The organism is Leucobacter sp. WKLB1 (assembly GCF_059696215.1).
Window position 1 is genome coordinate 390,775 of record NZ_AP046115.1, and the last position, 23,745, is coordinate 414,519.

General features: G+C 68.2%; 27 protein-coding genes and 1 tRNA gene. 17 read left to right on the forward strand and 11 right to left on the reverse strand.

Annotation, left to right across the window (positions count from 1 at the left end; genetic code table 11):
* Positions 1-5: 5 nt before the first annotated feature.
* The gene (gene aztB / locus ACZF5Y_RS01885; protein WP_497534141.1) at positions 6-908 is read right to left on the reverse strand and encodes a zinc ABC transporter permease AztB; all 903 of its coding nucleotides are present in this window, start codon (positions 906-908) and stop codon (positions 6-8) included.
* A gap of 55 nt (positions 909-963) precedes the next feature.
* Between aztB and ACZF5Y_RS01890 the strand changes: the two genes are divergently transcribed.
* The 3 genes from ACZF5Y_RS01890 to ACZF5Y_RS01900 all read left to right on the forward strand — a co-directional run bounded on the left by ACZF5Y_RS01890 (position 964) and on the right by ACZF5Y_RS01900 (position 3,471).
* The gene (locus ACZF5Y_RS01890; RefSeq protein WP_497534142.1) at positions 964-1,650 is read left to right on the forward strand and encodes a metal ABC transporter ATP-binding protein; all 687 of its coding nucleotides are present in this window, start codon (positions 964-966) and stop codon (positions 1,648-1,650) included.
* 95 nt (positions 1,651-1,745) lie between these two features.
* Positions 1,746-2,882 (forward strand): alanine racemase, encoded by a 1,137-nt coding sequence (alr, locus tag ACZF5Y_RS01895; RefSeq protein WP_497534143.1) that lies wholly within the window; start codon positions 1,746-1,748, stop codon positions 2,880-2,882.
* Between the two features lie 145 nt (positions 2,883-3,027).
* Entirely contained in the window at positions 3,028-3,471 is a 444-nt protein-coding gene (locus ACZF5Y_RS01900; RefSeq protein ID WP_497534144.1) for a DoxX family protein, read from the forward strand.
* Positions 3,472-3,488: 17 nt separating this feature from the next.
* On the opposite strand, the gene ACZF5Y_RS01905 is transcribed toward ACZF5Y_RS01900, so the two are convergent.
* Positions 3,489-3,743: a hypothetical protein gene (locus ACZF5Y_RS01905; protein ID WP_497534145.1), complete on the reverse strand. Its 255-nt coding sequence runs from the start codon at positions 3,741-3,743 to the stop codon at positions 3,489-3,491.
* Positions 3,744-3,903: 160 nt separating this feature from the next.
* Between ACZF5Y_RS01905 and ACZF5Y_RS01910 the strand changes: the two genes are divergently transcribed.
* A complete protein-coding gene (locus ACZF5Y_RS01910; protein WP_497534146.1) occupies positions 3,904-4,554 on the forward strand; it encodes a LysE family translocator in 651 nt (216 codons plus the stop codon).
* Between the two features lie 60 nt (positions 4,555-4,614).
* Complete coding sequence (locus ACZF5Y_RS01915; protein WP_497534147.1) at positions 4,615-5,454, forward strand: aldo/keto reductase; 840 nt, start codon at positions 4,615-4,617, stop codon at positions 5,452-5,454.
* Positions 5,455-5,644: 190 nt separating this feature from the next.
* Here ACZF5Y_RS01915 and ACZF5Y_RS01920 read toward each other — a convergent pair whose 3' ends face one another.
* A complete protein-coding gene (locus ACZF5Y_RS01920) occupies positions 5,645-6,394 on the reverse strand; it encodes an SDR family oxidoreductase (protein WP_497534148.1) in 750 nt (249 codons plus the stop codon).
* 88 nt (positions 6,395-6,482) lie between these two features.
* On the opposite strand from ACZF5Y_RS01920, the gene ACZF5Y_RS01925 reads away from it, so the two are divergent.
* Genes ACZF5Y_RS01925 through ACZF5Y_RS01935 form a run of 3 tightly spaced genes read left to right on the forward strand, consistent with a single transcriptional unit; the run spans position 6,483 to position 8,331 of the window.
* Entirely contained in the window at positions 6,483-7,205 is a 723-nt protein-coding gene (locus tag ACZF5Y_RS01925; protein WP_497534149.1) for a TetR/AcrR family transcriptional regulator, read from the forward strand.
* Between the two features lie 44 nt (positions 7,206-7,249).
* On the forward strand, positions 7,250-7,873 hold the full coding sequence (locus ACZF5Y_RS01930; protein ID WP_497534150.1) for a DUF1349 domain-containing protein: 624 nt from the start codon (positions 7,250-7,252) through the stop codon (positions 7,871-7,873).
* A 5-nt stretch (positions 7,874-7,878) separates the two neighbouring features.
* Positions 7,879-8,331: a GNAT family N-acetyltransferase gene (locus ACZF5Y_RS01935; protein WP_497534151.1), complete on the forward strand. Its 453-nt coding sequence runs from the start codon at positions 7,879-7,881 to the stop codon at positions 8,329-8,331.
* Here ACZF5Y_RS01935 and ACZF5Y_RS01940 read toward each other — a convergent pair.
* Complete coding sequence (locus tag ACZF5Y_RS01940; RefSeq protein WP_497534152.1) at positions 8,315-8,716, reverse strand: winged helix-turn-helix transcriptional regulator; 402 nt, start codon at positions 8,714-8,716, stop codon at positions 8,315-8,317. The two genes, ACZF5Y_RS01935 and ACZF5Y_RS01940, sit on opposite strands and share 17 nt — an antisense overlap.
* Positions 8,717-8,815: 99 nt before the next feature.
* Between ACZF5Y_RS01940 and ACZF5Y_RS01945 the strand changes: the two genes are divergently transcribed.
* Positions 8,816-9,673, forward strand: a complete 858-nt coding sequence (locus tag ACZF5Y_RS01945) for an SDR family oxidoreductase (RefSeq protein ID WP_497534153.1) — start codon at positions 8,816-8,818, stop codon at positions 9,671-9,673.
* A 93-nt stretch (positions 9,674-9,766) separates the two neighbouring features.
* On the opposite strand, the gene ACZF5Y_RS01950 is transcribed toward ACZF5Y_RS01945, so the two are convergent.
* Together ACZF5Y_RS01950 and ACZF5Y_RS01955 are read right to left on the reverse strand one after the other, a co-directional pair.
* Complete coding sequence (locus ACZF5Y_RS01950; RefSeq protein WP_053351314.1) at positions 9,767-10,270, reverse strand: CarD family transcriptional regulator; 504 nt, start codon at positions 10,268-10,270, stop codon at positions 9,767-9,769.
* A 215-nt stretch (positions 10,271-10,485) separates the two neighbouring features.
* A complete protein-coding gene (locus ACZF5Y_RS01955) occupies positions 10,486-11,049 on the reverse strand; it encodes a TspO/MBR family protein (RefSeq protein ID WP_497534154.1) in 564 nt (187 codons plus the stop codon).
* Positions 11,050-11,211: 162 nt separating this feature from the next.
* Between ACZF5Y_RS01955 and ACZF5Y_RS01960 the strand changes: the two genes are divergently transcribed.
* Genes ACZF5Y_RS01960 through ACZF5Y_RS01975 form a run of 4 tightly spaced genes read left to right on the forward strand, consistent with a single transcriptional unit; the run spans position 11,212 to position 15,697 of the window.
* A complete protein-coding gene (locus ACZF5Y_RS01960) occupies positions 11,212-13,059 on the forward strand; it encodes a glycoside hydrolase family 15 protein (RefSeq protein WP_497534155.1) in 1,848 nt (615 codons plus the stop codon).
* 42 nt (positions 13,060-13,101) lie between these two features.
* Positions 13,102-13,998, forward strand: coding sequence for an SDR family oxidoreductase (locus tag ACZF5Y_RS01965; protein WP_497534156.1), 897 nt, complete (start codon positions 13,102-13,104; stop codon positions 13,996-13,998).
* Positions 13,999-14,003: 5 nt separating this feature from the next.
* On the forward strand, positions 14,004-14,900 hold the full coding sequence (locus ACZF5Y_RS01970; RefSeq protein ID WP_497534157.1) for an SMP-30/gluconolactonase/LRE family protein: 897 nt from the start codon (positions 14,004-14,006) through the stop codon (positions 14,898-14,900).
* Positions 14,897-15,697 carry an SDR family NAD(P)-dependent oxidoreductase gene (locus tag ACZF5Y_RS01975; RefSeq protein WP_497534158.1) on the forward strand — a complete coding sequence of 267 codons (801 nt, stop codon included), beginning with the start codon at positions 14,897-14,899 and terminating at the stop codon, positions 15,695-15,697. Before ACZF5Y_RS01970 ends, ACZF5Y_RS01975 begins: the two co-directional genes overlap by 4 nt.
* 44 nt (positions 15,698-15,741) lie before the next feature.
* Here the strand turns inward: ACZF5Y_RS01975 and ACZF5Y_RS01980 are convergent, their stop codons facing one another.
* Complete coding sequence (locus ACZF5Y_RS01980) at positions 15,742-16,110, reverse strand: hypothetical protein (protein ID WP_497534159.1); 369 nt, start codon at positions 16,108-16,110, stop codon at positions 15,742-15,744.
* Between the two features lie 190 nt (positions 16,111-16,300).
* On the opposite strand from ACZF5Y_RS01980, the gene ACZF5Y_RS01985 reads away from it, so the two are divergent.
* A complete protein-coding gene (locus ACZF5Y_RS01985; RefSeq protein ID WP_497534160.1) occupies positions 16,301-18,202 on the forward strand; it encodes an AMP-dependent synthetase/ligase in 1,902 nt (633 codons plus the stop codon).
* Between the two features lie 32 nt (positions 18,203-18,234).
* The gene (locus ACZF5Y_RS01990; RefSeq protein WP_497534161.1) at positions 18,235-19,869 is read left to right on the forward strand and encodes a DUF1295 domain-containing protein; all 1,635 of its coding nucleotides are present in this window, start codon (positions 18,235-18,237) and stop codon (positions 19,867-19,869) included.
* A gap of 44 nt (positions 19,870-19,913) precedes the next feature.
* Here the strand turns inward: ACZF5Y_RS01990 and ACZF5Y_RS01995 are convergent, their stop codons facing one another.
* Together ACZF5Y_RS01995 and ACZF5Y_RS02000 are read right to left on the reverse strand one after the other, a co-directional pair.
* The gene (locus ACZF5Y_RS01995; protein WP_497534162.1) at positions 19,914-20,933 is read right to left on the reverse strand and encodes an LLM class flavin-dependent oxidoreductase; all 1,020 of its coding nucleotides are present in this window, start codon (positions 20,931-20,933) and stop codon (positions 19,914-19,916) included.
* 84 nt (positions 20,934-21,017) lie between these two features.
* The gene (locus ACZF5Y_RS02000) at positions 21,018-21,926 is read right to left on the reverse strand and encodes an NAD-dependent epimerase/dehydratase family protein (protein WP_497534163.1); all 909 of its coding nucleotides are present in this window, start codon (positions 21,924-21,926) and stop codon (positions 21,018-21,020) included.
* A gap of 86 nt (positions 21,927-22,012) precedes the next feature.
* Here ACZF5Y_RS02000 and ACZF5Y_RS02005 point away from each other — a divergent pair, with 86 nt between their 5' ends.
* Together ACZF5Y_RS02005 and ACZF5Y_RS02010 are read left to right on the forward strand one after the other, a co-directional pair.
* Complete coding sequence (locus tag ACZF5Y_RS02005) at positions 22,013-22,324, forward strand: metalloregulator ArsR/SmtB family transcription factor (protein WP_497534164.1); 312 nt, start codon at positions 22,013-22,015, stop codon at positions 22,322-22,324.
* A complete protein-coding gene (locus tag ACZF5Y_RS02010; RefSeq protein ID WP_497534165.1) occupies positions 22,314-22,994 on the forward strand; it encodes a hypothetical protein in 681 nt (226 codons plus the stop codon). The genes ACZF5Y_RS02005 and ACZF5Y_RS02010 overlap by 11 nt, the downstream gene beginning before the upstream one ends.
* Before the next feature lie 59 nt (positions 22,995-23,053).
* On the opposite strand, the gene ACZF5Y_RS02015 is transcribed toward ACZF5Y_RS02010, so the two are convergent.
* Together ACZF5Y_RS02015 and ACZF5Y_RS02020 are read right to left on the reverse strand one after the other, a co-directional pair.
* On the reverse strand, positions 23,054-23,263 hold the full coding sequence (locus ACZF5Y_RS02015; RefSeq protein ID WP_053387331.1) for an Rv0909 family putative TA system antitoxin: 210 nt from the start codon (positions 23,261-23,263) through the stop codon (positions 23,054-23,056).
* Between the two features lie 297 nt (positions 23,264-23,560).
* A tRNA-Arg gene (locus tag ACZF5Y_RS02020) sits at positions 23,561-23,637 on the reverse strand.
* Between the last annotated feature and the right edge of the window lie 108 nt (positions 23,638-23,745).

Genomic DNA, 23,745 nt, shown 5'->3' on the forward strand with positions numbered 1-23,745 from the left:
GCCTTTCATGCGGGTGCGGAGTGGGGCGGTGCAGCGACTGCTGCGGGTGCGGCGGGTGCGGCGGGTGCGGCACGCGAGGTGAGCGGGCGCAGCAGTCGTGCGACGATCGCTGACACTGCCGCGAGCAGGATCGACGCACCCGCGATGGAAGCTCCGGCTGCGGTCGCGAAATGCCACGACGCGAGCAGACCCGTGGTGACGGCAAGCACCCCGAAGGCGACGGCCAGGCACATGCGCGGGGCGATGCGACGTGTCCACAGCCCGGCGGCTACGGCGGGAGCGAGCAGCAGGCCGACGACGAGTAAAGACCCGACCGCTTGATACGACGCGACCACGGCGAGGGTGACGAGCCCGACGAGCACCGTGTGTGCGAGGGCGGGGCGCAGACCGAGGGTCTGAGCGATGCGCGGGTCGAATGTTGCGGCGACGAAGCGGCGGTGCATAGCGATGGCGACGACAACGGTGACGAGTGCGGCGGCGGCGAGCAACCAGAGATCCCCGCCGCGAATCGCGAGAATGTCGCCGAAGAGCATCGCGGTCGCGTCGGTGGCGAAGCTGCGCGAGTGCGAGACGATGATGACGCCGAGCGACAGCATGGCGACGAAGAGCAGGCCGATCGTCGTGTCGTACGAGAGCTTGCCGCGGCGCTGCAGCCACCCGATCAGTGCGCTCATTGCGATGGCGCTCAGCGCCGCACCGGCGATCGCGGGCGCTCCGATGACGGTGGCGAGGGCGACTCCCGGCAGCATGCCGTGACCGAGTGCCTCGCCGAGAAACGCCATGCCGCGAATGACGACCCACGTGCCCACGACGCCGCAGATGACGGCGACGAGCGATCCGCCGATGAGCGCACGCAGCACGAAGTCGGCCGAGAACGCGGCAAGAGTGGATTCGAAGAACGGAAGCACTCGGTCATCCTATTCGGAAACGATAATCATTATCAAAATCGGGTACGCTGAACTCATGAGTGCTTCCCTCTCCGTGATCGCGACCGACGTGCACGTGGCGATCGACGGTCGGCCGATTCTCACCGGCATCTCGCTCGCCCTCGATCGCGGGGCAGTCACCGCAATCGTCGGCCCGAACGGGGCGGGCAAGTCGACGCTGCTCGAGGCGATCGCCGGCGTGCGCGCGCTCAACGGGGGCCGCATCGAACGCCGCGGATCCATCGCGCTCGTCGTGCAGCGAATTCTGGCGCCCGAAGCGCTGCCCGTCACCGTGAGCGAGGTCGTGGCGATGGGCACGTGGGCACGGCACCCGAGCGGCACCCGGCGCCGCGGGGGACAGGATCACGCGGCACCGGATCGCGCGGCGCGCATCGAGTCCGCGCTCGCTCGCGTCGCGCTCGACGACCTGGCCGATCGGCCGTTCGCGACGCTGTCTGGCGGCCAGCGGCAACGTGCACTGCTTGCCCAGGGCCTCGCACGGCGCTCCGACATCTTCTGCCTCGACGAACCCGCTTCGGGTCTCGACGCCGAAAGCCGCGAGCGCACGCAGGCGGTGCTCGCCGAAGAGGCGGCTCGCGGCGCTGCGGTGGTGTGCGTCACGCACGATTCCGAAGCGATTGCGGCGGCCGACACCGTGCTGCGATTGGATGCGGGGCGCCTCGTCAGCGCCGTGCTTCAGGAGTGCCATGGCAGTGCGGCCTAGACTGGAGCTCAATGCTCGGCACCGCAGACGGCGGCCGAAGCTCCGAAGCCCCTGACATCGTGCGATGCCGGTGCGGCGTTGCCGAGAGAAGAGGTGTGGCTGCTCCGATGATCACCGAACCCGTAGCCGAAGTCGATCTCGACGCCATCGCCGCGAACATCCGCGTGCTCACCGAGGCCGCGCCGACGGCCGAACTCATGGCGGTCGTCAAGGCCGACGGCTACGGTCACGGCGCCATCGAAGTCGGCCGCGCCGCGCTCGCCGCCGGGGCGAACTCGCTCGGCGTCGCCACGATTCCCGAGGCGCTGGCGCTCCGGGCGGCCGGTATCACTGCCCCGGTGCTGAGCTGGCTCTCGACCAGCGGGTACGCCGATGCAATCACGGCGAACGTGCGGCTCGGCGTGAATTCAGCGCGCCAGCTCGCGGCCGTCGCCGCTGCGGCGCGCGAGGCCGGGCGGCCCGCCGACATCGACGTCAAGGTTGATACCGGGCTCAGCCGCAACGGGGTCACCGACGCTGAACTGCCCGAGCTCCTTCGCGATCTCGGTGCGCTCGTCGCCGAGGGAGCGGTGCGCGTGCACGGACTCTTCAGCCACCTGTCGCACGCCGATGTTCCCGACCACCCGCTGAACAGCGCGCAGCTCGAGCGGCTGCTCGACGCGCGTGCGCGATTCACCCAGCACGGGATCGCCGTGCAGCAGATGCACCTCGGCAACTCGGGCACCGCGCTCGCGCGACCCGACCTGCACCTCGACGTGCTGCGCCCCGGGCTCGCCATGTACGGGTACTCGCCGTTCGACGAGCCCTCCGAGCGCCTCACGCCGGCGATGACCCTGAAGGCCCCGCTGACGCTCATCAAGCAAGTGCGTGCGGGCGACGGCGTCTCCTACGGTCACACTTGGGTGGCGCCGCGCGATACGACGCTCGGGCTCGTGCCCCTCGGCTACGCCGATGGGGTGCCGCGCATCATGTCGGGCAAGTTCGACGTCGTGATCGGAGACTCGCGCTACCCGAGCGTCGGTCGGGTCTGCATGGATCAGTTCGTCATCGACCTGGGCGAGCACCCTCGCGGGGTCTCCGAGGGCGACGAGGTGCTCCTCTTCGGGCCGTCACTGGGGTGGCGGCCGAACGCCCGCGAGTGGGCCGATGCGGCCGGCACGATCTCGTGGGAGGTGCTCACGAGCATCGGTTCGCGCGTGCCGCGCGGGTACGTGCGCTCCGAGAGCTCCTGACGCGGCGCGCGAGACGACCGTCTCGCGCGAGATGCCAGAAGCCCGCCGAGGGGTGTCGCAGAGTTCCGAAGTCACAGCGTCGCGCAGCTCGCCGCTCCTAGCGTGGAGAGGTCACCTGCCGACGCACAGAAAGTGAGCTTCACTCATGTCCCGACAGTCCGCCTCGAATGCCACCGCCACCTCGTGGGGCATCCTGGTCATCCGCATCGCTCTCGGCGTGATTTTCACCGCGCACGGTGCGCAGAAGCTCTTCGAATACACCCTGGCGGGCACCGTCGAATCGTTCGGCAGCATGGGGGCGCCGCTTCCCGAGATCACGGCACCCCTCGTCGCGTTCCTCGAGTTCGGTGGCGGCATCCTGCTCATCGCGGGTCTGTTCACCCGGCTCGTCGCGATCCTGCTCGCCATCGATATGGTCGTCGCGATCGCACTCGTGCACGCGCAGGCCGGGTTCTGGGTCGGAGAGGGCGGGTACGAATTCGTCGCCCTGCTCGGAGCGGCGGCGCTGGGCCTCGCGTTCTCGGGCGCCGGGCGCATCTCGCTCGACGGGGCGCTGCTGCGCGGGCGCATCCCGGCCTGGGTGGCGTAGCCGGCACGTCCGCGAGCTCAGCCGGGGGCCGGCTCGTTCGCTTGCTGCGAGGCCTGACGGCTGAGCTCGCACGCCAGACGCACGTACTCCTGCGCGAGTTGCAGATCACCCGCAGCGAATTCGGCCAGCGCATGGTCGAGTGCTGAACGGGTGCCTGGCGATTGGCGTTCGCGGATCCAGTTGAGATTGCAATCGGAGGCTCGGGATGCGTGCGTGAGTGAGATCTGCAGGGCCTCCGAGGGAGTGGCGGGTCGGTCGTCTTGAGTGATCATCGCGTCGTCCTTTCGGCTGTGAAGTGCTGCTGCTGCCAACGGTGTATGCGGCGGCGGTTTCGTTTCCTTATCGGCAGCAACCGCGGCCCGGACTGCACAATACTGGTGTGGTCGCGCTTTGCGCGGCGCTGCACGGTGACGCGAGATCTCGGGAGGGCGCATGACGCTGACACAGGCAATGATCGGATTCGCCGCGGTCGCCGCGGTGCTCACGGTGATTCCCGGCATCGACACGACCCTGGTGCTGCGGGCCTCACTGACTCGGGGCGTGCGTCACGCGGTGAGCGCCGCGTTCGGCATCGGGCTCGGAGCGCTCATCTGGGGTGCGGCGGCAGCGTTGGGTGCTACAGCGCTGCTCGCCGCATCGCGCACCGCCTACCTCATCGTCGCGGCGGCCGGTACGGCGTACCTGCTGTACCTCGGCATCTCGCTGATCGTGCACAGTTTTCGGGGTGGATCGCTCGCCGGTGTGACCGCGGAGACGCCGACCGCAGTGTCGCCCTGGCGATCCTTCGCCGCGGGAGTCACGACGAACCTGCTCAACCCGAAAGTCGGCGTCTTCTATATCGCGACGCTGCCGCAGTTCATTCCGGCGGGCGTGGCCCCGCTCGAGGGCGGACTGCTGCTCGCCGGGGTGCACGTGGGGATCAGTCTCGCGTGGTTCGCACTCATCATCTGCGCGGCCAGCGTGGCCAAGCGGTGGCTCGCGAACGCGCGTGCGATTCGCGTCGTCGATCGCGTGGCCGGGTCGTTTTTGGTGCTCTTCGGCATCAAGCTCGTAATCGACACCCGGAGCAAATTCCTGGCGTAGCCGTCACCCGCCGTGCTAGACAGAGGGTTCGTCACCTCGCGACCGAAGGAGCACTGCAGCATGGCACAGCACAAACGGTTCACCGCCCACAACGGCTTCGTTCTGCCGCCTATCGGGCTCGGTACCTACAAGCTGAACGGCGACGAAGGGGCCGATGCCGTGGCGGGTGCCATCGGTGCCGGGTACCGCCTCGTCGACACCGCGTTCAACTACGAGAACGAAGGTGCCGTCGGTCGCGGCGTACGTCAGGCAGGTGAGGCAGGGGCACAGGTGATTGTCACCTCGAAGTTGCCGGGCCGCCACCACGAGGCGCCCTGGAATCATCACAGCGTCGAAGAGAGTCGCGCACGCCTCGGCGTCGACGCGATCGGACTGCACCTGATTCACTGGCCGAACCCGTCGCGCGGGCAGTACGTCGAAGCGTGGCAGGGGCTGGTCGATTCGCGTGAGCGCGGCGTCGTCGATCAGATTGGCGTCTCGAACTTCCTTCCCGAGCACCTGGAGCGCATCGAGGCCGAAACCGGGGTGCGGCCCGTCGTGAATCAGCTCGAGGTGCACCCGTACTTTCCGCAGGAGGCCGCGGTCGAGCTGCACCGCGAACTCGGCATCATTACCGAAGCCTGGAGCCCGATCGGTCGCGCCGGAGCGGTGCTCGACGAACCCGTGATTCGGCGGATCGCCGCCGCGCACCAGGCGACGCCGGTGCAGATCGTGCTCGCCTGGCACGCGGCGCGTGGAGTCGTGTCGATTCCGCGGTCGCAGAGCCTGGAGCGTCAGCGCGAGAACCTCGCGGCGGTCGCGATCGAGCTCGACGATGCCGATGTGGCTGCGATCACCGCGCTCGGGCGGCCGGATGGGCGCCTGTTCGACGCCGACCCGGCCTCGCACGAAGAGCTGTAGCGCGCTCGCGGGGCGGCGCTGCCCCGCGCCCTGCTCGCCCGCCCGCCCGCCCGCCCCCCGAGGGCACCCTTTTCTCGCGAGTGCACCCTCGAAGAAATGGTGCGCTCGCGAGAAAAGGGTGCACTCGGAGTGGGGTGCCGGTGCGGCATGGGCGGTGGCTGCATCTGTGCCCTTGCCCGCGGCCCAGCACCTACACCGCGCGCCCGGCGATCCGCGCGAAGATCTGCGCGTACGTGCCGTCGACCTCGGCGAAACGCTGCGGCTTCACGCGCTCGACGAGCACCTCGGTGATGTCGGGGTCGGCATCGACGAGCGTGATCGAATCGGCGACGTAGTCCTCGAGTGGCATCGCAGCGGGGTTCTCGCGCTGACCGGGGGTCAACTCGGTCGCGGTGAGCGGCGGCACCAATTCGATGACCTGCACCGCGGTGTCGCGCAATTGTTCGCGGAGCGATTCGGAGTACGAGTGCACAGCGGCTTTCGTCGCAGAATAGGTCGGGGTGTCGGCGCGCGGCACGAAGGCGAGGCCCGACGAGACGGTCAGGATCGCCGCGCGCGGGCGGCTCAGCAGATGAGGCAGAAACGCGTCGATGAGGCGAATGGTGCCCAGCAGATTGGTCTCAATCGTGCGTTCCGCGATCTCAAGCGCCCCCGGCTCGAGAACGAGCTCGCGCTGCATGATCCCCGACATGGTCACCACGGCGTCGAGGGTGGGGAAGCGCTCGATCGCGGTGTTGCGCAGGCGCAGGATCGACCCAGCGTCGGCCACGTCGGCGGCGATGCCGGGGATGCCGTGTTCGGCTTCGATCGCCGCGAGGCGTTCGGTGCGGCGGCCCGAGACGATGATCGAGTTGCCGGCATCGCGCAAACGCAACGCGAGTTCGAGGCCGATTCCCGAGGTGCCGCCGACGATCAAGATGGTGTTTCCGGTGAGACGCATGTCTTCTCCGCTCTCGCTCAAGTGTTATCGCCGCTAACATAACACGAGTTTTTGAAGAGTGCTATCAATCTGCTGATAGCATCGCTACATGTCTTCTCGACCCGACCCCCGTGAGCGCATGCTCGACGCCGCCGATGCGCTGCTGCGCGCGGGCGGCCGTGACGCGGTCACGACGCGGGCGGTCGGCGAAGCGGCAGGGGTGCAGGCGCCCGCGATCTACCGGCAATTCGGTGACATGCGGGGGCTGCTCGCGGCCGTTGCGGCGCGTGCCTTCGAGGGGTACCTCGCCCAGAAGCGGGCGCAGCGGCTCAGCGATAACCCGATCGCCGACCTGCGTGCCGGCTGGGATCTACACGTGAACTACGGCCTCGAGCATCCCCACCACTATCTGCTGACCTACGCGGACCCGCAGCCGGGGTACAGCTCAGAAGTGACCGCGGTGGCCCACGCGCGCCTGCTCATGCTCACCACCCGTGTCGCCGAGGCGGGGGCGCTCCGGGTCAGCCCCGAGACCGCATCGGGCATGATCGAAGCCGCCGGCACGGGGGTAACGCTGCGATTGATCGGTCAGGCGGCGGCGGATCGCGATGCCTCGATGTCGCACCGCGTGCGCGACGCCGTGTTCGACGGAGTGACCACCGATCAAGCCTGTGATGCGGCCTCGGCCCCAACTGTGGCCTCGCACGCCGCCGCGCTGCTCGCCGGGCTGTCGGGTCTCGGCACGGCGCTCACGGCGGGGGAGCGGCTGCTGCTCGCCGAGATGCTCGTGCGGATCGCCGATGCGAGCTCTCAGGAGTCGCTGGCAGGCTGATCCCGCATCGCCGCATCGCCGCGGCTCTGTCTCGAGAGGACCTCATGACTGCACACGCTGTCGCCGCGCTGCCGGGCGAGTTGACCACCGATGATCGGGCGGAGTGGGTTTGGGACGGGGCGCTGCTCTCGGCGGTCGCACCACCGTGCATCGATCTCATCGTCGATCCGTTCGGTCGCGCCACCCTGCGGAACGCTTCGATGGCGCGGTTCGCGGCCTCCGAGGGTGACTTCCAGTTCTCCGCCCGGGTTACCGTCGATTTCGCCTCAGCATTCGACGCGGGCGTGCTGCTGATCTGGTTCGACGAGGCGCACTGGGCGAAGCTCTGTTTCGAATACTCGCCGACCGGGCAGCGCTTCGCGGTCAGTGTGGTGACGCGCGGGGCGTCTGACGACGCCAACGCATTCGACGCCGAGGCAGACACGCTGTGGCTGCGCATCTCGCGTATTGATTCCGTGTTCGCGCTGCACGCCTCACGCGATGGTCGATATTGGGAGTTCGTGCGCGTGTTCCGCCTCGACCCCCCGGCTTCCTCTGCAACGCGCGACCACCTACGTGCGCAGCTCGGCTTCCTGGTGCAATCGCCCACCGGCGAGGGGTGCGCCGTGCGCTTCGACGAGATTCGCTTCGAGCCAGAAACGCTGCACGACCTGCGTGACGGGAGCTGAGCGCCGTGCTCGAAATTCGTGATGCGTCAGCCGCGGACGTCGAAGATCTGACGGCCCTCGTGCGTCGGGCCTATGCCCCGTACGTGCCGCGCATCGGGCGCGAGCCCGCACCGATGGCGAGCGACTACGCTGCTCTGATCGGGGAGGAGCGGGTGCACGTTCGCGTGGCGACGCTGCACAACAAAATCGTTGGGTTGCTCGTCACAATTCCGCACCTCGACCACCTGCTGATCGAGAATGTTGCGGTCGATCCTGACGCTCACGGTCAGGGTATCGGCGGGGGGCTCATTGCCGCGGCAGAGGCAGAGGCGGAGCGACTCGGGCTGCCCGAACTCAGGCTGTATACGAACGCGGCGATGACCGAGAACCTCACCTACTATCCGAAACGCGGGTTCGTTGAGACGGGCCGCCGCACCGAAGATGGGTTCGAGCGGGTCTACTTCACACGCGCGCGGTGAGTGGCTGGGGCGTGACGCCGAGCCGCTGCGCCGGGGCGCCCACGATCTCGTCGGCGCGATCCGCGATCCACCCGATGAGCGGCAGCATGCGCTCCATGAGTTCTTCGCCGCGCTCGGTCAGGCAGTACTCGACGTGAGGGGGCACGGTCGGCAGTGATTCGCGGTGCACGATGCCGTCGGCGACCAGTTGGCGCAGGGTTGACGCGAGCATCTTCTCACTGATGCCCTCGACCTCGCGGCGCAACTCGCCCCAGCGACGGGTGCCGTCTGAGAGCGTGCACAGCACGAGCACACCCCAACGACTCATCACGTGATCGAGCACGACACGTGTCGAACACGCCGGATCGAACGCCCCAGTGGCGCGGATTTCTGCATAACTCACCATTTCGCTAGTACCTTACCCGAAAGTGGGTACCGTCGCACGGGAATGCGCAGGGGCAGGATCGCGCTGCACCCGAACGAAGCCACCATCGAAGGGAACACCGTGACCACACTCATCACCGCAGCCAACGGCCAGCTCGGCCGCCTCGTCATCGACGCGCTCCTCGCGAAGGGCGTCGCCGCCGACCAGATCGTCGCCGGCGTGCGCACGCCCTCGAAGGCGGCGGACATCGCTGAGCGCGGCATTCGCGTCGTGCCGCTCGATTACGACGATGCCGCAACCGTGACTGCAGCGTTCGACGGGGTCGACCGCGTGCTGCTCATCTCTGGCAGCGAGGTCGGCAAGCGCGTGCCGCAGCACCAGGCGGTCATCGACGCTGCTGCGGCAGCGGGTATCGTGCAGCTCGCGTACACGAGCCTCGCGAATGTCGAGTCGAGCTCGCTGCCGCTTGCTGCCGAGCATCTCGCCACCGAGCAGGCCATCGCCGCATCGGGGGTGCCGGCGACGCTGCTGCGCAACGATTGGTACATCGAGAACTACCTGGGCAACTTCGGTGCTGCCGAGGCGACGGGCACGCTGCTCTCGGCGACACAGGGCGGGCGCGTGTCGGCTGCTGCGCGCCGCGACTACGCGGAGGCCGCAGCCGTCGCGCTGATCGGTGACGCGCACATCGGCAAGACCTACGAGCTCGCGGGTGAGTCGTTCACCTACGACGAGCTCGCTGCGGCTATCGGGGAGGTGCTGGGCGCGCCCGTCGTGCACCAGGATCTGCCCGCGGCCGAGTACCAGGCAGCGCTCGAGGGCGCCGGGCTTGATGCGGGGACCATCGGTTTCTTGACGGCGCTCGATGCGGGCATCGCGCAGGGCGACCTCGAGTCATCGGATCGCACGCTCGCCGAGCTCATCGGCCGCCCGACGACGTCGCTCGTCGAGGCGCTGCGGGTGGCCCACGCGGCCTGAGTGCTCCGCCCGAAACGCCGAACGGCCGCCCGCGATCTCGCGCGGGCGGCCGTTCGGCGTGTCAGCGGGTTGACCGCTGCGGGGGTATCTCGATCAGACGGCGATCTTTTCGCCGGCGAGGATCTTCTCGACCTCTTCGTGGGCGTCGGCTTCGGCAATGCCGCGCGCGAGCGCGAACTCGGTGACGAGGATGCCGCTGGCGCGCTGGTACATGGCCTTTTCGCCGGTCGAGAGCTTGGCACCCTGGCTGCGGCGCCAGAGATCGCGAACGACCTCGCCGACGCGGTGCACGCTGCCCGAGGCGAGCTTCTCGCCGTTGGCCTTGAATCGGCGTGACCAGTTGCCCGGCTCCTCGATGAACTCCTCTTGGAGGATGTCGATCAATTCTGCGATGCCGTCGCTATCGATGAGCTCGCGCACACCGATCTCGTTCAGCTGATCGGCGGGAATCTGGATCGACAGCTCGTTGAGCAGCGGCTGCAGCGTGAGCCAGGTGCGCTCGACGCCGCCGATCTTCTTCACCTCGATCGCAGTGATCGTCACCGCACCGTGGTGCGGGTACACGAGGGTGTGTCCCACGACGTGAGACTGCTGCATAGTGATCTCCTCAGACGCTGTCGTGTGCGGACTCGTGGGCTGGCTGCCGCACGGTCTCGACGAGTGCGTTCAGGCGTCGATTACGGGGCGAAACGCGCCGAAATTGGCCGGTGAACTTGCACTTCCTACTAATTTTACCCGATCACGAGCGATTTGACCAATCCGTGATGCATAAATCGATCGAAAACCGAAGTCGAGGGGGTAGGATCACCCGCTCAGTTGAGAACAATGATGCCGATGTTGAGGCTCGTGGCGAACGCCAGCCAGACCAGATACGGGGCCATGATCCAGGCGGCGACGCGCGACCAGTGCCGTGCTGAGATCGCGAGCGCGATCACGACGAAGATGAGTGCCACGATGATGACAGCGGCGATCCACCACGCTGCCGGGCCGATGAACGGGTAGCCGGCGAAGAACGCGGGGGTCCAGAGCGAGTTCAGCGTGAGCTGTGCGACGAACAGTGCGAGCGCGTTGCGCGCAGCATTCGGTTCGCCCTCGCGATATCCGGCGCGCCAGATGAGCCAGCCGGCGAGCGCGAGCAGCGCGTAGAGCAGCGTCCAGACCGGGCCGAAGATTCCGTTGGGCGGGCTCCAGGCGACTTTCTCGGTGCCCGCGTACCAGCCGTCGACATTGCCGGTGGATGCGAGGGATCCGCCGAACGCCACGGCCGCGACGATGATGAGAAACAGCAGGCCGGCGAACACCTGGCGTGCCGGCGCCGGGAGTGCCATGTGGGTCGGGTGATGGGCTGCTGCGGAGGATGCCGAAATCGAGCTCATGCTTCCATCGTGCCGTTCGCCGTGGTGGCCGGACAGGGGGTTGCGTTGGACAGGCTCCGCGCAATCTCGACCGCCTTGCCCGCTGCCGCATCGCATATCGCGACCACGGGCCGCAGCGCAAGGCACTGACGTGTGCGACGCCGCGGTTCGACCATGGGAGGCATGGCAGCCCCCACCCCGCACCGGTCGAGCGAGCAGCGCAACAGTGTCGAGCAGCCCGGAGTCGAGTCGTACGCGCCGATCGGCGACGGCCGCACGGTGGCGCTCATCGGCCTGAACGGCCGCATCGACTGGCTCCCGCTGCCGAACCTCACGAACGTGCCGGTGTTCGCCCGACTGCTCGATGACGAGACCGGGGGGTGTTTCGAGCTCGCCCCGGATGCTCCAGCAGCCGAGGTCTCGGTGGAGCGCCGCTACGTGCCGAACACCAATGTGCTCGAAACCACGTTCACGACCCCGGAAGGCAGCGTCCGCGTGACCGATGCGCTCGTGTCGGGGGTCGCGGGTCGTCTCCCGTGGGCAGAGCTCGCGCGCCGCATCGAAGGCATCGACGGCGACGTTGCCATGCGGTGGCGGGTGAACCCTGGTGCGTCGCTGCGCACTGCGGCCCCGTGGATCGAGCAGACGATGCACGGCCCTGTGGTGCGCAGCGGGGCGACGGCGTTCACGGTGGTCGGGTTCGAGCACGGTCCGGCTGATCCCGACCCCGATGGATCGACCGGCCCAGAACTCGCCGGCGCCTTCGTGGCGAGCGCGGGGTCACGACACCTCGTCGCGCTCGCGGCGACCCACGACGAGCCCCTCCACTTCCCCGACCCCCGCAACGTCGACCTGGGCATCGATCGCACCATCGAGAACTGGCAGCATTGGTCAGAAGTGTTCTCGTACGATGGCCCGTACGCAGAGCGCATGCAGCGAAATGCCCTCGCGCTGAAACTGCTGATCTTCAGCCCGACCGGGGCGATCGCCGCCGCCGCGACGACCTCATTGCCCGAGAGCCGCGCGGGTGGCAAGAACTGGGATTACCGGTTCGCCTGGGTGCGCGACCTCGCCTACACCGCGACCGCGCTCGTGCGCTTCGGCCTGCGTGAGGAAACGCAGGCGGCGCTGTCGTGGATGCTGCAGACGATTCGCGAGCACGGCCCCGAGCTGCACGTCATGTACACGCTCGACGGCGAGCTGGTGCCCGAACCTTCCGAGCATGACGTCGCCGGGTGGCGGGGCATCGGCCCGGTCGTCACGGGCAACCCCGCGAATGAGCAGTTGCAGCTCGGCGTGTACGGAGACCTCATCTCGATCTGCCGCACGTACGTCGATGCCGGCAACGTGCTCGATGTGGCGACTGCGCGCATGCTCGCGGGGGTGGCGGATCGCACGTGCGATCTGTGGCGCAACCCCGACTCGGGCATGTGGGAGCTCGGAGAGCAGCGCCACTACATCTCGTCGAAGATGGGCTGCTGGAAAGCCCTGGAAGACGCGGCGGCGCTCGCCGAAGCGGGCGCTATCGCGGGGAGTGCGGATCGCTGGCGTGCGGAGCAGCACCGCATTCGGCTGTGGATCGATGAGTACGGGTGGAACGAGGAGCTTGGCGCGTATCGGTTCTCCGCCGGCAGCGACGAACTCGATGCTTCGGTACTGCTGCACGCGCCGAGCGGCTTCGACCGCGGCGAGCGCATGTCGTCGACGATCGACGCGCTGAGTGATGCGCTCGGCGCAGGCCCGCTGCTGTACCGGTACTCGGGCATGCCGCAGGAGGAGCACGCGTTCGTGGCGTGCGCGTTCTGGCGCGTTGAAGCGCTCGCGTGCGTCGGCCGGCACGAGGAGGCGCTCGAGCTCATGGACGAGCTCGTCCACCTATCGAACGACGTCGGCATCTACGCCGAGATGATCGATCCCGCAGACGGCACCGCGTGGGGCAACACCCCGCAGGCACTCAGCCACCTCGCGTTTCTCGGGGCCGTGATGACCCTCCGCGATGTCGTAACGAAAGATGTGCTCGCCGACCGATGACGGCGAGCTGCCACACCACCCACCGCAACGAAAGGACGCACCATGTCTCGTGACCAGTACACCTTCGTCGACCCGGCAGCGCTTTACGCCGATATCAAGCCGCAGCGGCAGCATCTCTCCGAGCCCGGACTCGACGCCGACCTCACACCGAAGGCCGATCTCGGCGAGCAGAGCTACCGGGGTTCCGGCCGTCTGCAGGGGCGCAAGGCGCTCATCACGGGTGGCGACTCGGGCATCGGTGCCGCCGCGGCGATCGCGTTTGCGCGCGAAGGCGCCGACGTGGCCCTGTCGTACCTGCCCGAGGAGGAGCCCGACGCCCAGCGCATCGCCGGCATCATCCGCGACGCCGGGGTGCAGGTCGCGACGCTGCCGGGGGATCTGCGCGACGCGTCGTACTGCCGCTCGCTCGTGGCCGACACCGTCTCGCAGCTCGGCGGCCTCGACATCGTCGTGAACAATGGCGGCAAGCAGGTCTTCCAGGAGTCGTTGACCGACCTGACCGATGAGCAGTTCGATGACACGTTCAAGACCAACGTGTACGCGATGTTCTGGATCACCAAGGCCGCGCTGCCCCACCTCGCTCCGGGGTCGACGATCATCAATACGACCTCCGTTCAGGCCTACTCGCCCTCGGGCATTCTGGTCGACTACGCGTCGACGAAGGCCACGATCAACGCCTTCACGAAGGGGCTCGCCGCGCAACTCGCTCCGAAAGGTATTCGGGTGAACGCGGTTGCGCCGGGGCCGATCTGGACCCCGTTGCAGCCGAGCGACGGCCAGCCGCAAGACAAGATCGAACACTTCGGCGAAGAGACCCCGCTGGGTCGCATGGGGCAGCCCGCCGAGCTCGCCCCCGCGTACGTCTACTTGGCGTCGGCGGAGTCCAGCTACGTCGCGGGTGAAACGCTCAACGTCAACGGCGGCATGCCGACCCCCTGAGCGTGATGACTCGCGAGGTGCAGCTGTTCCGCTCGACGCGGGCGATTCTGGTCGAGAGTCTCTGGTGGGATGCGCGAACCGCCGAGGTCGTCTGGGTCGATATCACCGCCGGTCAGCTGCATCGCGGCCGACTCGACGGGGCCGTCGACGGCAGTGAGGATCGCGTGGTGTCGCTGCCTCCGCCGGTCTCAGCGGTGCAGCCGGCGCCGGGTGGGCGCTACGTCGCCGCGCTCGAAGACTCGGTGGTGCTGCTCGGCTCCGACGGGCTCATCGAGCGCGTGGTCGCGCGGTTGCCGCACCGCCGATTCGGTATGCGCCTGAACGAGGGAAAGGTCGACCCGTACGGGCGGTTCGTCGTGGGCGGCATGGGCCTGATCGGCGACGCACCGGATGCCGATCTGTGGTCGGTCGACGCCGATGGCGACGTGCGCGTGCTGCGCGGCGGGTTCGGGGTCGCCAATGGCTTCGAGTGGTCGGCTGACGGGAGCACAATGCTCGTCACTGACACCTCCACCTCGACGATCTACCGCGGCGGCTACGGGCCGGCCGGCGAGCTCGGTGAACTCGAGCCGTTCATCACGGGTCGAGCGCACGACGGGCTCGCGCTCGCCGCAGACGGCACTTTCTGGAACGGGCTGTACGGCGAGGGGTGCGTCGCTCGGTGGAGCCCCGAGGGCGCACTGCTCGAGGAAGTGGCGATCCCGACCCCGAATCTCACCTCGGTGGCGTTTGCGGGCCCGGACCTCACCACTCTGCTCATCGGATCGGCGCGCGAGAACCTGACGGAGCAGCAGTTGCACGATGCGCCCGACTCTGGCGCGATCTTCCGCATCGAGGTCGACCCCCGCGAGCACGGTCGGCCGGTGCACACATTCGGAACGACGAAAGGACACACCTCATGAATCTGGGAATCACGGGCAAGACGGCGCTGGTCACCGGCGGTGCATCGGGAATCGGTTGGCACACCGCGCGACAGCTGCTGGAGGAGGGCGCGCGCGTGGTCATCACCGATCACGACGCCGACGATCTCGCAGCCGCCGCGGCGAAGCTCGATGTCGCACCCGACGCGCTGCACGCGTTCGCGGCCGACATCACGAGTCTCGACGACCTCGCCTCGCTGCGCGAACAGGTCGAGGCCGCGGTGGGCAGCATCGACATTCTGGTGCAGTCGGCGGGTATCACCGGTGCACAGGGCAAATTCCACGAGATCGACGATGAGGGTTGGGTGTCGACCGTCGAGGTCGATCTGCTCGGGCCCGTGCGCCTCGTGCGCGAATTCTTGCCGGCGCTGCGCTCGGGCGGGTGGGGGCGGCTGGTCTTTCTCGCCTCCGAAGACGCGGTGCAGCCGTACGATGACGAGCTGCCCTACTGCGCGGCGAAGGCGGGCGTGCTGGCGCTCGCGAAGGGGCTCTCGCGGTCGTATGCCGACGAGGGGCTGTTGGTGAACTGCGTGTCACCGGCGTTCATTCACACGCCGATGACGGATCGCATGATGCAGAAGCGCTCGGACGAACTGGGCGTGAGCTTCGACAAGGCCATCGAATCGTTCCTCGACGAGGAGCGGCCGTACATGGAGTTGGGGCGCCGCGGCGAGCCAGAAGAAGTGGCGAACGTCGTCGTCTTCCTCTGTTCGGACCGGGCGTCGTTCGTCAACGGATCGAACTACCGCGTCGACTCGGGGTCGGTGGCGACCATCTGAACACGCGGGTGGTGCAGTGAGGGCGGAACCGGTCGGCTCCGCCCTCACCTGCCCGGTGCGCCGCCGTCGGTGTCGCCCAGATCGAGATCCCAGTCGAGTGTCGTGAACTCCTCGGTCATAGAGCCTCCGGTCACCGGGTGGGGGTAGCCCGCGTGGCTGCGCAGCTCGGCGGCCTGCTCCGAGAAGTCGGGCTCCTCTTCCGCATCCCAGGCGGCCGGGATCGAGAGTACGTCGTTGCCGACGCCGATGACGAGCTCGGCCGTGCCGAGGTGCTCGTGGTCATCGGTGACGATCGGAATCTTGACGGCCTCCGCCCGCCCGTTCTTCGCAATGGCGGCGGTGAGCTCGATCAGCGCCTCTGCCACATCGTCGGTGGTGACCACGGTTTCTCCGGCGTAGGTGATGCTTCTCATGGGGCGACTCTCGCAGCCGGGCATTCGGGCGTCGAGGGCGTTGCGAAAACCGACGTCATCGGGTTACGAAGCGCGAGCGCGCGGGGGCGCACGCCTTGCCCCATTGCTCACTTTCTGTGATACTTTCATCGGAAGAACCTCACGAATTGAGCAACTTGCTCGACGGGGGCTCGGGGGAGTGGGCACACGGATGGTTACCGCACAGCGACTCGACGCAGCTACTCCGGCGGTGATCGATATCGACGGCGTGCGCAACGTTACCGACCTGTTGCAGCGTCGGCTCGCGACCGCCCCCGATCACGTGGCCTTCGAGGTGCGCGAGCCAGGCACCGCGCTCGATCAGCCGTGGCTGCCCGTCACGACGGCGGAGTTCGCCGCGCAGGTGACCCGTATGGCGAAGGGGCTGCTCGCACATGGCGTGCGGGCGGGGGATGCGGTGCTGATCATGGCGCCGACGCAGTATCTCTGGGCGGTGGCCGACCTTGCGGCGGCGACGGCCGGTGCGGTTGTCGTGCCCGTCTACGACACTGCGGCGCACTCGCAGCTCGCTGCCGTGCTCTCGGACGCGCGACCGGTCGCGGCATTCGTCGGCGACGATGTGCTCGATGCGCGTCTGCGCGCGGCAGCTGCCGAAGCCGGCGTCTCACTGCGCACCTGGGCACTCCGCAGCGAGAGCGACGCGAACGGTACCGAGGCACACGCGACCGCTGACCCGACGACGCAGGCGGCCCCTCTGTCGCACCTCATCGAACAGGGCGAGGCGATCGCTGATGCGGAGCTCGAACAACGACGCACCACCGCCACCCTCGACGACATCGCGACAATCGTCTACACCTCGGGCACGACGGGTGACCCCAAGGGGGCGCAGATCACGCACCGCAACCTCGTGGGTCAGGTGCTCAACACTGCCGAGGCGTACACCGAGGTGGTGCACGATCAGGGCAATACGATCCTCTTCCTGCCGCTCACGCACGTGCTCGGTCGTGCGCTGCAGCTCATCTGCATCGCGAACGGCATGCGGGTGGCGCATCTCGCCGACCCCAAAGAGGTCGTGCAGGCCCTGTCGGTGCTGCGGCCCACGTTCCTCGTCGTCGTGCCGCGCGTGCTCGAGAAGATTCAGGCGGCCGCGGGCAAGGCGGCGCATGAAAAGCGCCTCGATGCTGTGTGGCGGGCGGCCGTGCGCACGGCCGAGGCCTGGGGTGCGGCGATGGAGACGCAGGATCGCGAACCCCGCGCACGCCCCGGCCTGCTGCTGCGCGCGCGTCGCGCCGTCTTCGACCGCGTCTTCTTCGGCCGACTGCGCGCACTCATGGGCGGGCGCGTCGACTACCTGCTCTCGGGGGCAGCGACCCTGCGCCCCGAGCTGGCGCAGTTCTTCCGCGGCATCGGCGTGCCCATCATCGAGGGGTACGGCCTGACCGAGACGACGGCGCCGCTCACCGGTGGCCGCCCGGGCGCGCTCGTCGCGGGCAGCGTCGGCACCCCGCTGCCGGGCAACGAGGTACGCATTTCTGCAGAGGGCGAGGTGCTCGCGCGCGGCGTCGGCGTCTTCGCCGGGTACCGCAACCCCGAGCACACGGCGGCGGCCTTCGTCGACGGCTACTTCCGCACCGGCGATCTCGGCGAACTCGGCAGTGATGGCGCCCTCACACTGCGCGGGCGCATGGGGCAGACCATCGTCACCTCGACCGGCCGCACGGTGGCGCCCGAGCGCTGGGAGCGCGCCGTCGAACACCATGCGCTCGTTGCGCACGCGGTGCTCGTGGGCACCGACCGCCCCTATCTGACCGGCCTGGTCGTGCTCGACACCGAGGCCGTGCAGGCGTGGTGCGACGAGCACGATCGGCAGCCGCCGGCCCAACTCGCCGCGACGGGCCTCGACGTCGTCACCGACGATCGGTTGCGAGCCGAGATCGCCGAGGCCATCGCACCGGCGAACGCTGCGGTCTCGCCCGGGGAGCGGGTGCAGACCTGGTCACTCCTCGTGATCGGCGAACGCAGGACCCCGGAATTCATCACCCCCACCATGAAACTCAAGCGCTCCGCGCTGCTCGACGCTGCGGCGCCGATGATCGACGCGCTGTACGCGTGACCGCGCCAGCCCGCACACGAACAGGACCTGATATGTCTCGGCCCATCGCACGCTCGGTGATTCTCATCGCCGCCGCCTTGATTCTGGGAGCGCTGCTCGCGCTCGCCGGCAGCCGCAACGGGTGGTCGATCGGCCCCCTGCCGGGGTTCGTCATCGCGGTGGCGGCCGCGTTCGCGGTGCAGTGGATCGCATTCATCCCGGCGATCGTCGCGCGCACCGACCGCTTCTTCGATCTGACCGGCAGCGTGACGTACATCGCGGTCACGATCGGGCTCCTGCTGCTGGCACCGTCGTTCGATGCGCGCTCGGTGCTGCTCACCGCAGTCGTCGTGATCTGGGCCGTGCGACTCGGCAGCTTCCTGTTCGTGCGCAACATTCGCTCGGGAGGCGATGATCGTTTCGACGAGATCAAGGGATCGCCGGTGCGCTTCCTCTCGGTGTGGACGGTGCAGGGCGCGTGGGTGAGTCTGACCGCGGCTGCCGCCTGGATCGCGATCACCTCCGATTCGCCGGTGCCCCTGGGCGTGAGCACGTGGATCGGACTCGCGATCTGGCTGCTGGGCTTCGTCATCGAGGTCACCGCCGATGCGCAGAAGAGCCGGTTCAAAGCCGATGCGGCGAACCGCGGTCGCTTCATCTCGACCGGCCTGTGGTCGGTGGTGCGGCACCCGAACTACCTGGGTGAGATCGTGCTCTGGATCGGCGTGCTCGTCATCGCGGCCCCCGCGCTGCGCGGCTGGCAGTGGATTGCGATCCTCTCCCCACTCTTCGTCATTCTGCTGCTCACGCGAGTGAGCGGCATCCCGCTGCTCGAAGAGAAAGCGCAGCGCAAGTGGGGCGATGACCCCGAATACCTTGCGTACCGTGCGCGTACCCCGGCACTGATTCCCGGGCGTCGCGGCGCAGGGAGCCGCAGCCGTGGCCGTCGCGCGGCCGGGGCCATCGGTGGCGGACTGCTCGCCGTGGTGCTCGTCGCGGTCATCGGGTTCTTGGTCTGGAGCGAGCAGACGTATCCGGCAGAACCGAAGGCGCTCGCCGAGGTGTCGCAAGACGCGCGCCTGTCGACCGCCGTCAACGGCTCGACGGTCACGATGACGCCGACCGGCGCCGCGAACGGCCGAGGCCTGGTGTTCTTCGCCGGGGCGAAAGTGCAGCCCGAGGCGTACGAGGCGACCTTTCGCGACCTCGTCGGCGAGGGCACGACCGTGGTGATCGTGCAGTCAGCGCTGAATCTGCCGCTCTTCGAGACGCGACCGCTCAGCGCGTTCACCGGTCTCGCACCCGACGTCACGAGCTGGTCGGTCGGCGGGCACAGCATGGGCGGCGTGAAGGCCTGCATGTACGCCGATGCGGATCGCGACGCCGTCGACGGGCTCGTGCTGCTGGCCTCCTACTGCTCGGGCGACGCACTCGCCTCGCGCGACGACCTGCCTGTGCTCTCGATTTCGGCGACGAACGACGGCCTGGCGACGCCCGAGAAGATCGAGGCGTCGCGCACCGATCTGCCGGGCAACGCCGAATTCGTCGCGATCGACGGCGCCGTGCACGCGCAGTTCGGCGCCTACGGCGTGCAGTCGGGCGATGGCGAGCCGACGATCACTGACGTCGACGCGCGCGAGCAGATCACCGCCGCACTCGAACCGTTCTTCGCGGTGCCGGTGCGCTGATGGGCACGTGCCCGACGGGCTCGAGGGCTCACGGGCTCGAGGGCTCAGGCGAGCGGTGACCAGCCCAGCCGAGGTGCGATCGAATCGGCGACGACCTCGATGATGCGCTGGTGATCCTGCGCGTCGAAGGCGAACGGCAGAAGCACCTTCAGCTCGTCGACCCGCCGCTCCGTGAGAATGTGCTGCAGCTGCTCGGTGATCTGTGCGGCGGGGCCGAAGAGGTCGGGGGCCGCGATCATGCCGCCGGGGCCGACCTTGCCGACGCGCTCGGCGCGCGGCGCGGCGTAGGCGGTGTGACGTTCGAGCTGCTCGGGGGTCGCGCCATCGGTCGGGATCACCACGAGCCCCAGCTTCACCCGCGCTCCCTCGGGTGCGTGCGCCCGGTACGTCTCGACCAGTCGTTGCTGGTGCGCCCAGAAATCGGCGGTTTCGTCGTCGACCGTCGCGATGTTGCTCAGCAGCAGGGGGCGCGCGTGCTGCGCCGCTTCCGTGACGGAGCGGAGGCTGCCGGCGCCCTGCCACATGCGGTTGCCGAGGCCGGGGCTGACGGGTTCGAGCGTGGTCGAGCGCAGGTCGGGTTCTCCCGGGTAGTCGCGCGTGAGCAGCGGTTCGCCGTCGATGATGCGCTTCAGCTCGGCGATGCGCTCAGGGCCGAAGTCTTCGTGCGGCCACCCGGCGCCGTAGACGCGCGTGTTGTCGGCGTCGTCGAACCTCGGGCGGTGCGTGCTGACGCCGAACTCGAGACGGCTGCCCGAAATGATGTCGAGCGTGCTCAGCCCCTCGGCAAGGCTCAGCAGGCGCTCGTATTCGAGGGGCACGACCGCCGCGCCGAGCCCGATGCGCGAGGTGCGCTGTGATGCCGCGGAGAGAAACGACACCGGCGACGAGAGCCCGCGCTGCACGTGCCGCGTGAACACCCAGCCCGACTGGAACCCCAGGTGCTCGGCACGCTCCAGCGTTGATAAAGCCTCGGCGTACGCCTGCTGCGGGGTGTTGCGAATGGTCGACACCATGTTCAAGAAGCTGAGCTCTCGAAGTGCGGGGGTGCGGGGTGCTGCTGACATGGCTGGTGCTCGCGTTCGTGCAACCGCCCGACGGGCGGTGTGTAGTTATGGACGCATCACAAGGTACGCCGCGACCGCTGTGCGTCAGCGGCGTGTGTCGTTGTGTGACCGCCGCGTGAGGCGCAGATCGCTCAGGCCGAACTTGCCGGCGGGGAGGGCAGCGCGAATGCGGGCGTCGCTGAACGGTCGGTCGGGCCGAACGTCGGGTGCGGGGTCGGGTGCGTGCGGCGCCGCCTCGCTCACGCCCTCTGCGAGCATCTGTGCCTGCGCCTTCGCGAGCAACGGGGTGACCATGAGCCACTCGGTCAGCTGGGCGACGACGCGGATCGCCCAGACGGGTGCGGGGATCACGATGATGCGGCGGCCCGCGACGGCTGCGATGCGCCGCACGGCGGTGCTGAATCGCAGCTCGTCGGCGCCGCGCACCGCGACCGTCGGCTCGGAAATGCGCCCCTCGAGTGCCGCCAGCACCACGTTGACGATTTCGGCCACCGGCACCGGGCGCACGGTGCGCTCGTGCAGCCCCACCGTGGCGAACACCGGCAGCGTGCGCACCGATCGCGTGACGTGATCGACGAGGTGGTCGCCGGGCCCGTAGATCATGCCCGCTTTGAGCACGGTGTATTCGAGCTCTGAATCGCGCACGAGCTCTTCGGCGACCCACTTTGACTCGTGGTACGGCGAGCCGCTTTCGGGGCGGGCGCGCAGAAAACTGAGCAGCACGATGCGGGTGACGCCCGCGCGGCGGGCCGCCTCGATGACCGCCCGAGTGCCGTCCACGTGCACGCGTTTGAACGTCTGGTCGCCGATCTCGCGATTGATGCCGGCACAGTGCGCGATGGCGTCGCACCCGGCGAAGGCCTCGGTGAGGGCATCGACGTCATCGATGGCGATGCCGGTGCGGCGAGACACGATGACGGTCTGCTCGGGGTCGAGGCGTTCGGCCAGGTGGCGGCCGACGAATCCGGTGCCTCCGGTGATGGCTATGCGCATGGTCGCTCCCTCGGATCGTGATCGGTGTTTCGCCCGTGGTCGTCGGGCACTCCGACTCTATTTTGCAATTGTGCTATATTGCAAATATGGCAGATACGGCGACCGACGTCTTCTCCGCGCTCGCGCACCCTACGCGACGCCAAATTCTGCAAGACCTGAAAGACGGCGAGCTGGCAGCGGGCGAGATCGCTGCACGCTTCAGCGCGACGGGCCCGACGATCTCGCGCCACCTCGCCGTGCTGCGCCAGGCAGGGCTCGTCGTCGAGCGGCGCGACGCGAATCGCATTCTGTACTCGCTGGTCGGCGAGCGGCTCGCGCTCTCGGTGGGCGACTTTCTCTCCACGGTCTGCCCCGAGCAAATCGTGCTTCGCGAGGTGCGCAAGCGACGTGCGGGCTGACGCGGCCGCTGAGCTCGGGTCGCTCGAGGCGACGGCGATCCTCGACCACGGGGCCCCTGCGGTGCGGCAACTCGTCGCGCGTGCGCGCCGCGCCGCGACTTCGGACGCGCCGGTGCAGGTGCTCGAGTCGGCGCATGAGCTGATTCGCGAGAACACGCGCGCGGTCTACGCGCTCGCGGAGCGCACCCCGGCCTCGCGCACACTGGAGCGGGGGTCGGGTTCGTGCAGTCAGCGCCTCGCGGTGCTCGAAAGCGTCGCGCGATCGATCGGCGTCGCGACCCGGGTGCGCGCGCTGCACGTGGATCGCGCGTTCTGGTACCCGCGGTTTCCCCGAGTGCGATTCGCCATGCCCCATCGCATCCTGCTCGTGTGGCCTGAATTCGCCGTCAATGGTTGGAGCTCGGCCTCCGAGTTGTTCGGTTCCATCGGGTGCCGCGGGGGCGGGGCGTTCGCGAACCGCGGTGCCGAAACCCTCTTCGAAGCGGCCGGCCGCTGCGCGGTCGACTGGGACGGGTCTTCGAGTGGCGGCGAGTTCGATCTCTCGCGCTATGTGCGCGCCGACTTCGGGCGCTTCGCGAATCGAGACGACGCGTTCGACGCGCTGGGCGAGACGATCGCGGCACCGGTGCGCTGGGTCATTGACCCGATCATGCGGCGTATCTCGGCGTAATCTACACGGATGTCCCGGCGAATATTCGCCGGGACATCCGTGTTCTTTCGAGGTTGCAGCTACTCGTTGCCGACGGCCTTATCGGCCGCGTCACGCGCGTCTTGAATCTGGCCCTCGAACTTGCCGCCCGTGACCTTGTTGGCGGCTCCGGCGACGCCGTCGAGCAGCTTGTCACTAATGTCTTCCGCCTGCTCGCTCTTCAGTGCGTCAGCAACCTTGCCGTCGCTGAGAAACTCTTTGGCTTTGGCGGTGAGGTCTTCGATACCCATGTGGTGCTCCTTCGTCCCCGGGCGACGAGGTGCCACCCTGCCAGTATCTTCTCGCGAGGAGTGAGCGCTCGTAAAGACCTGAATGCAACAGCTCGTGCGCTTCGGTCTGGGTTCATCTGCAGTTCAGTACGCGCCGGAGTTCCTGATAGTGGCGTGAACGGTGCGGCCGAGAATGGCGAAGTCGGGCCCAAACGACCAGTTCTCTAAATGAGTGCAGGTTGAAGCGCGCGTACTGCAGGCTCTCGTCTATAGAAAACCCAAAAGACCCCCGCCACTGTTGCGACGGGGGTCTTGCTCTGGTGCGCCCCAAGGGATTCGAACCCCTGACCTTCTGATCCGTAGTCAGATGCTCTATCCAGCTGAGCTAGGGGCGCCCGTTGGTTACCCAACTCGTAAGACTGTACACGAGCCCCGATCGAAAGGGAAATCGGGGCCCCGTATGGCGACGACCCCGCGCGTGTCGCGTGCGACGGGTACCCTGT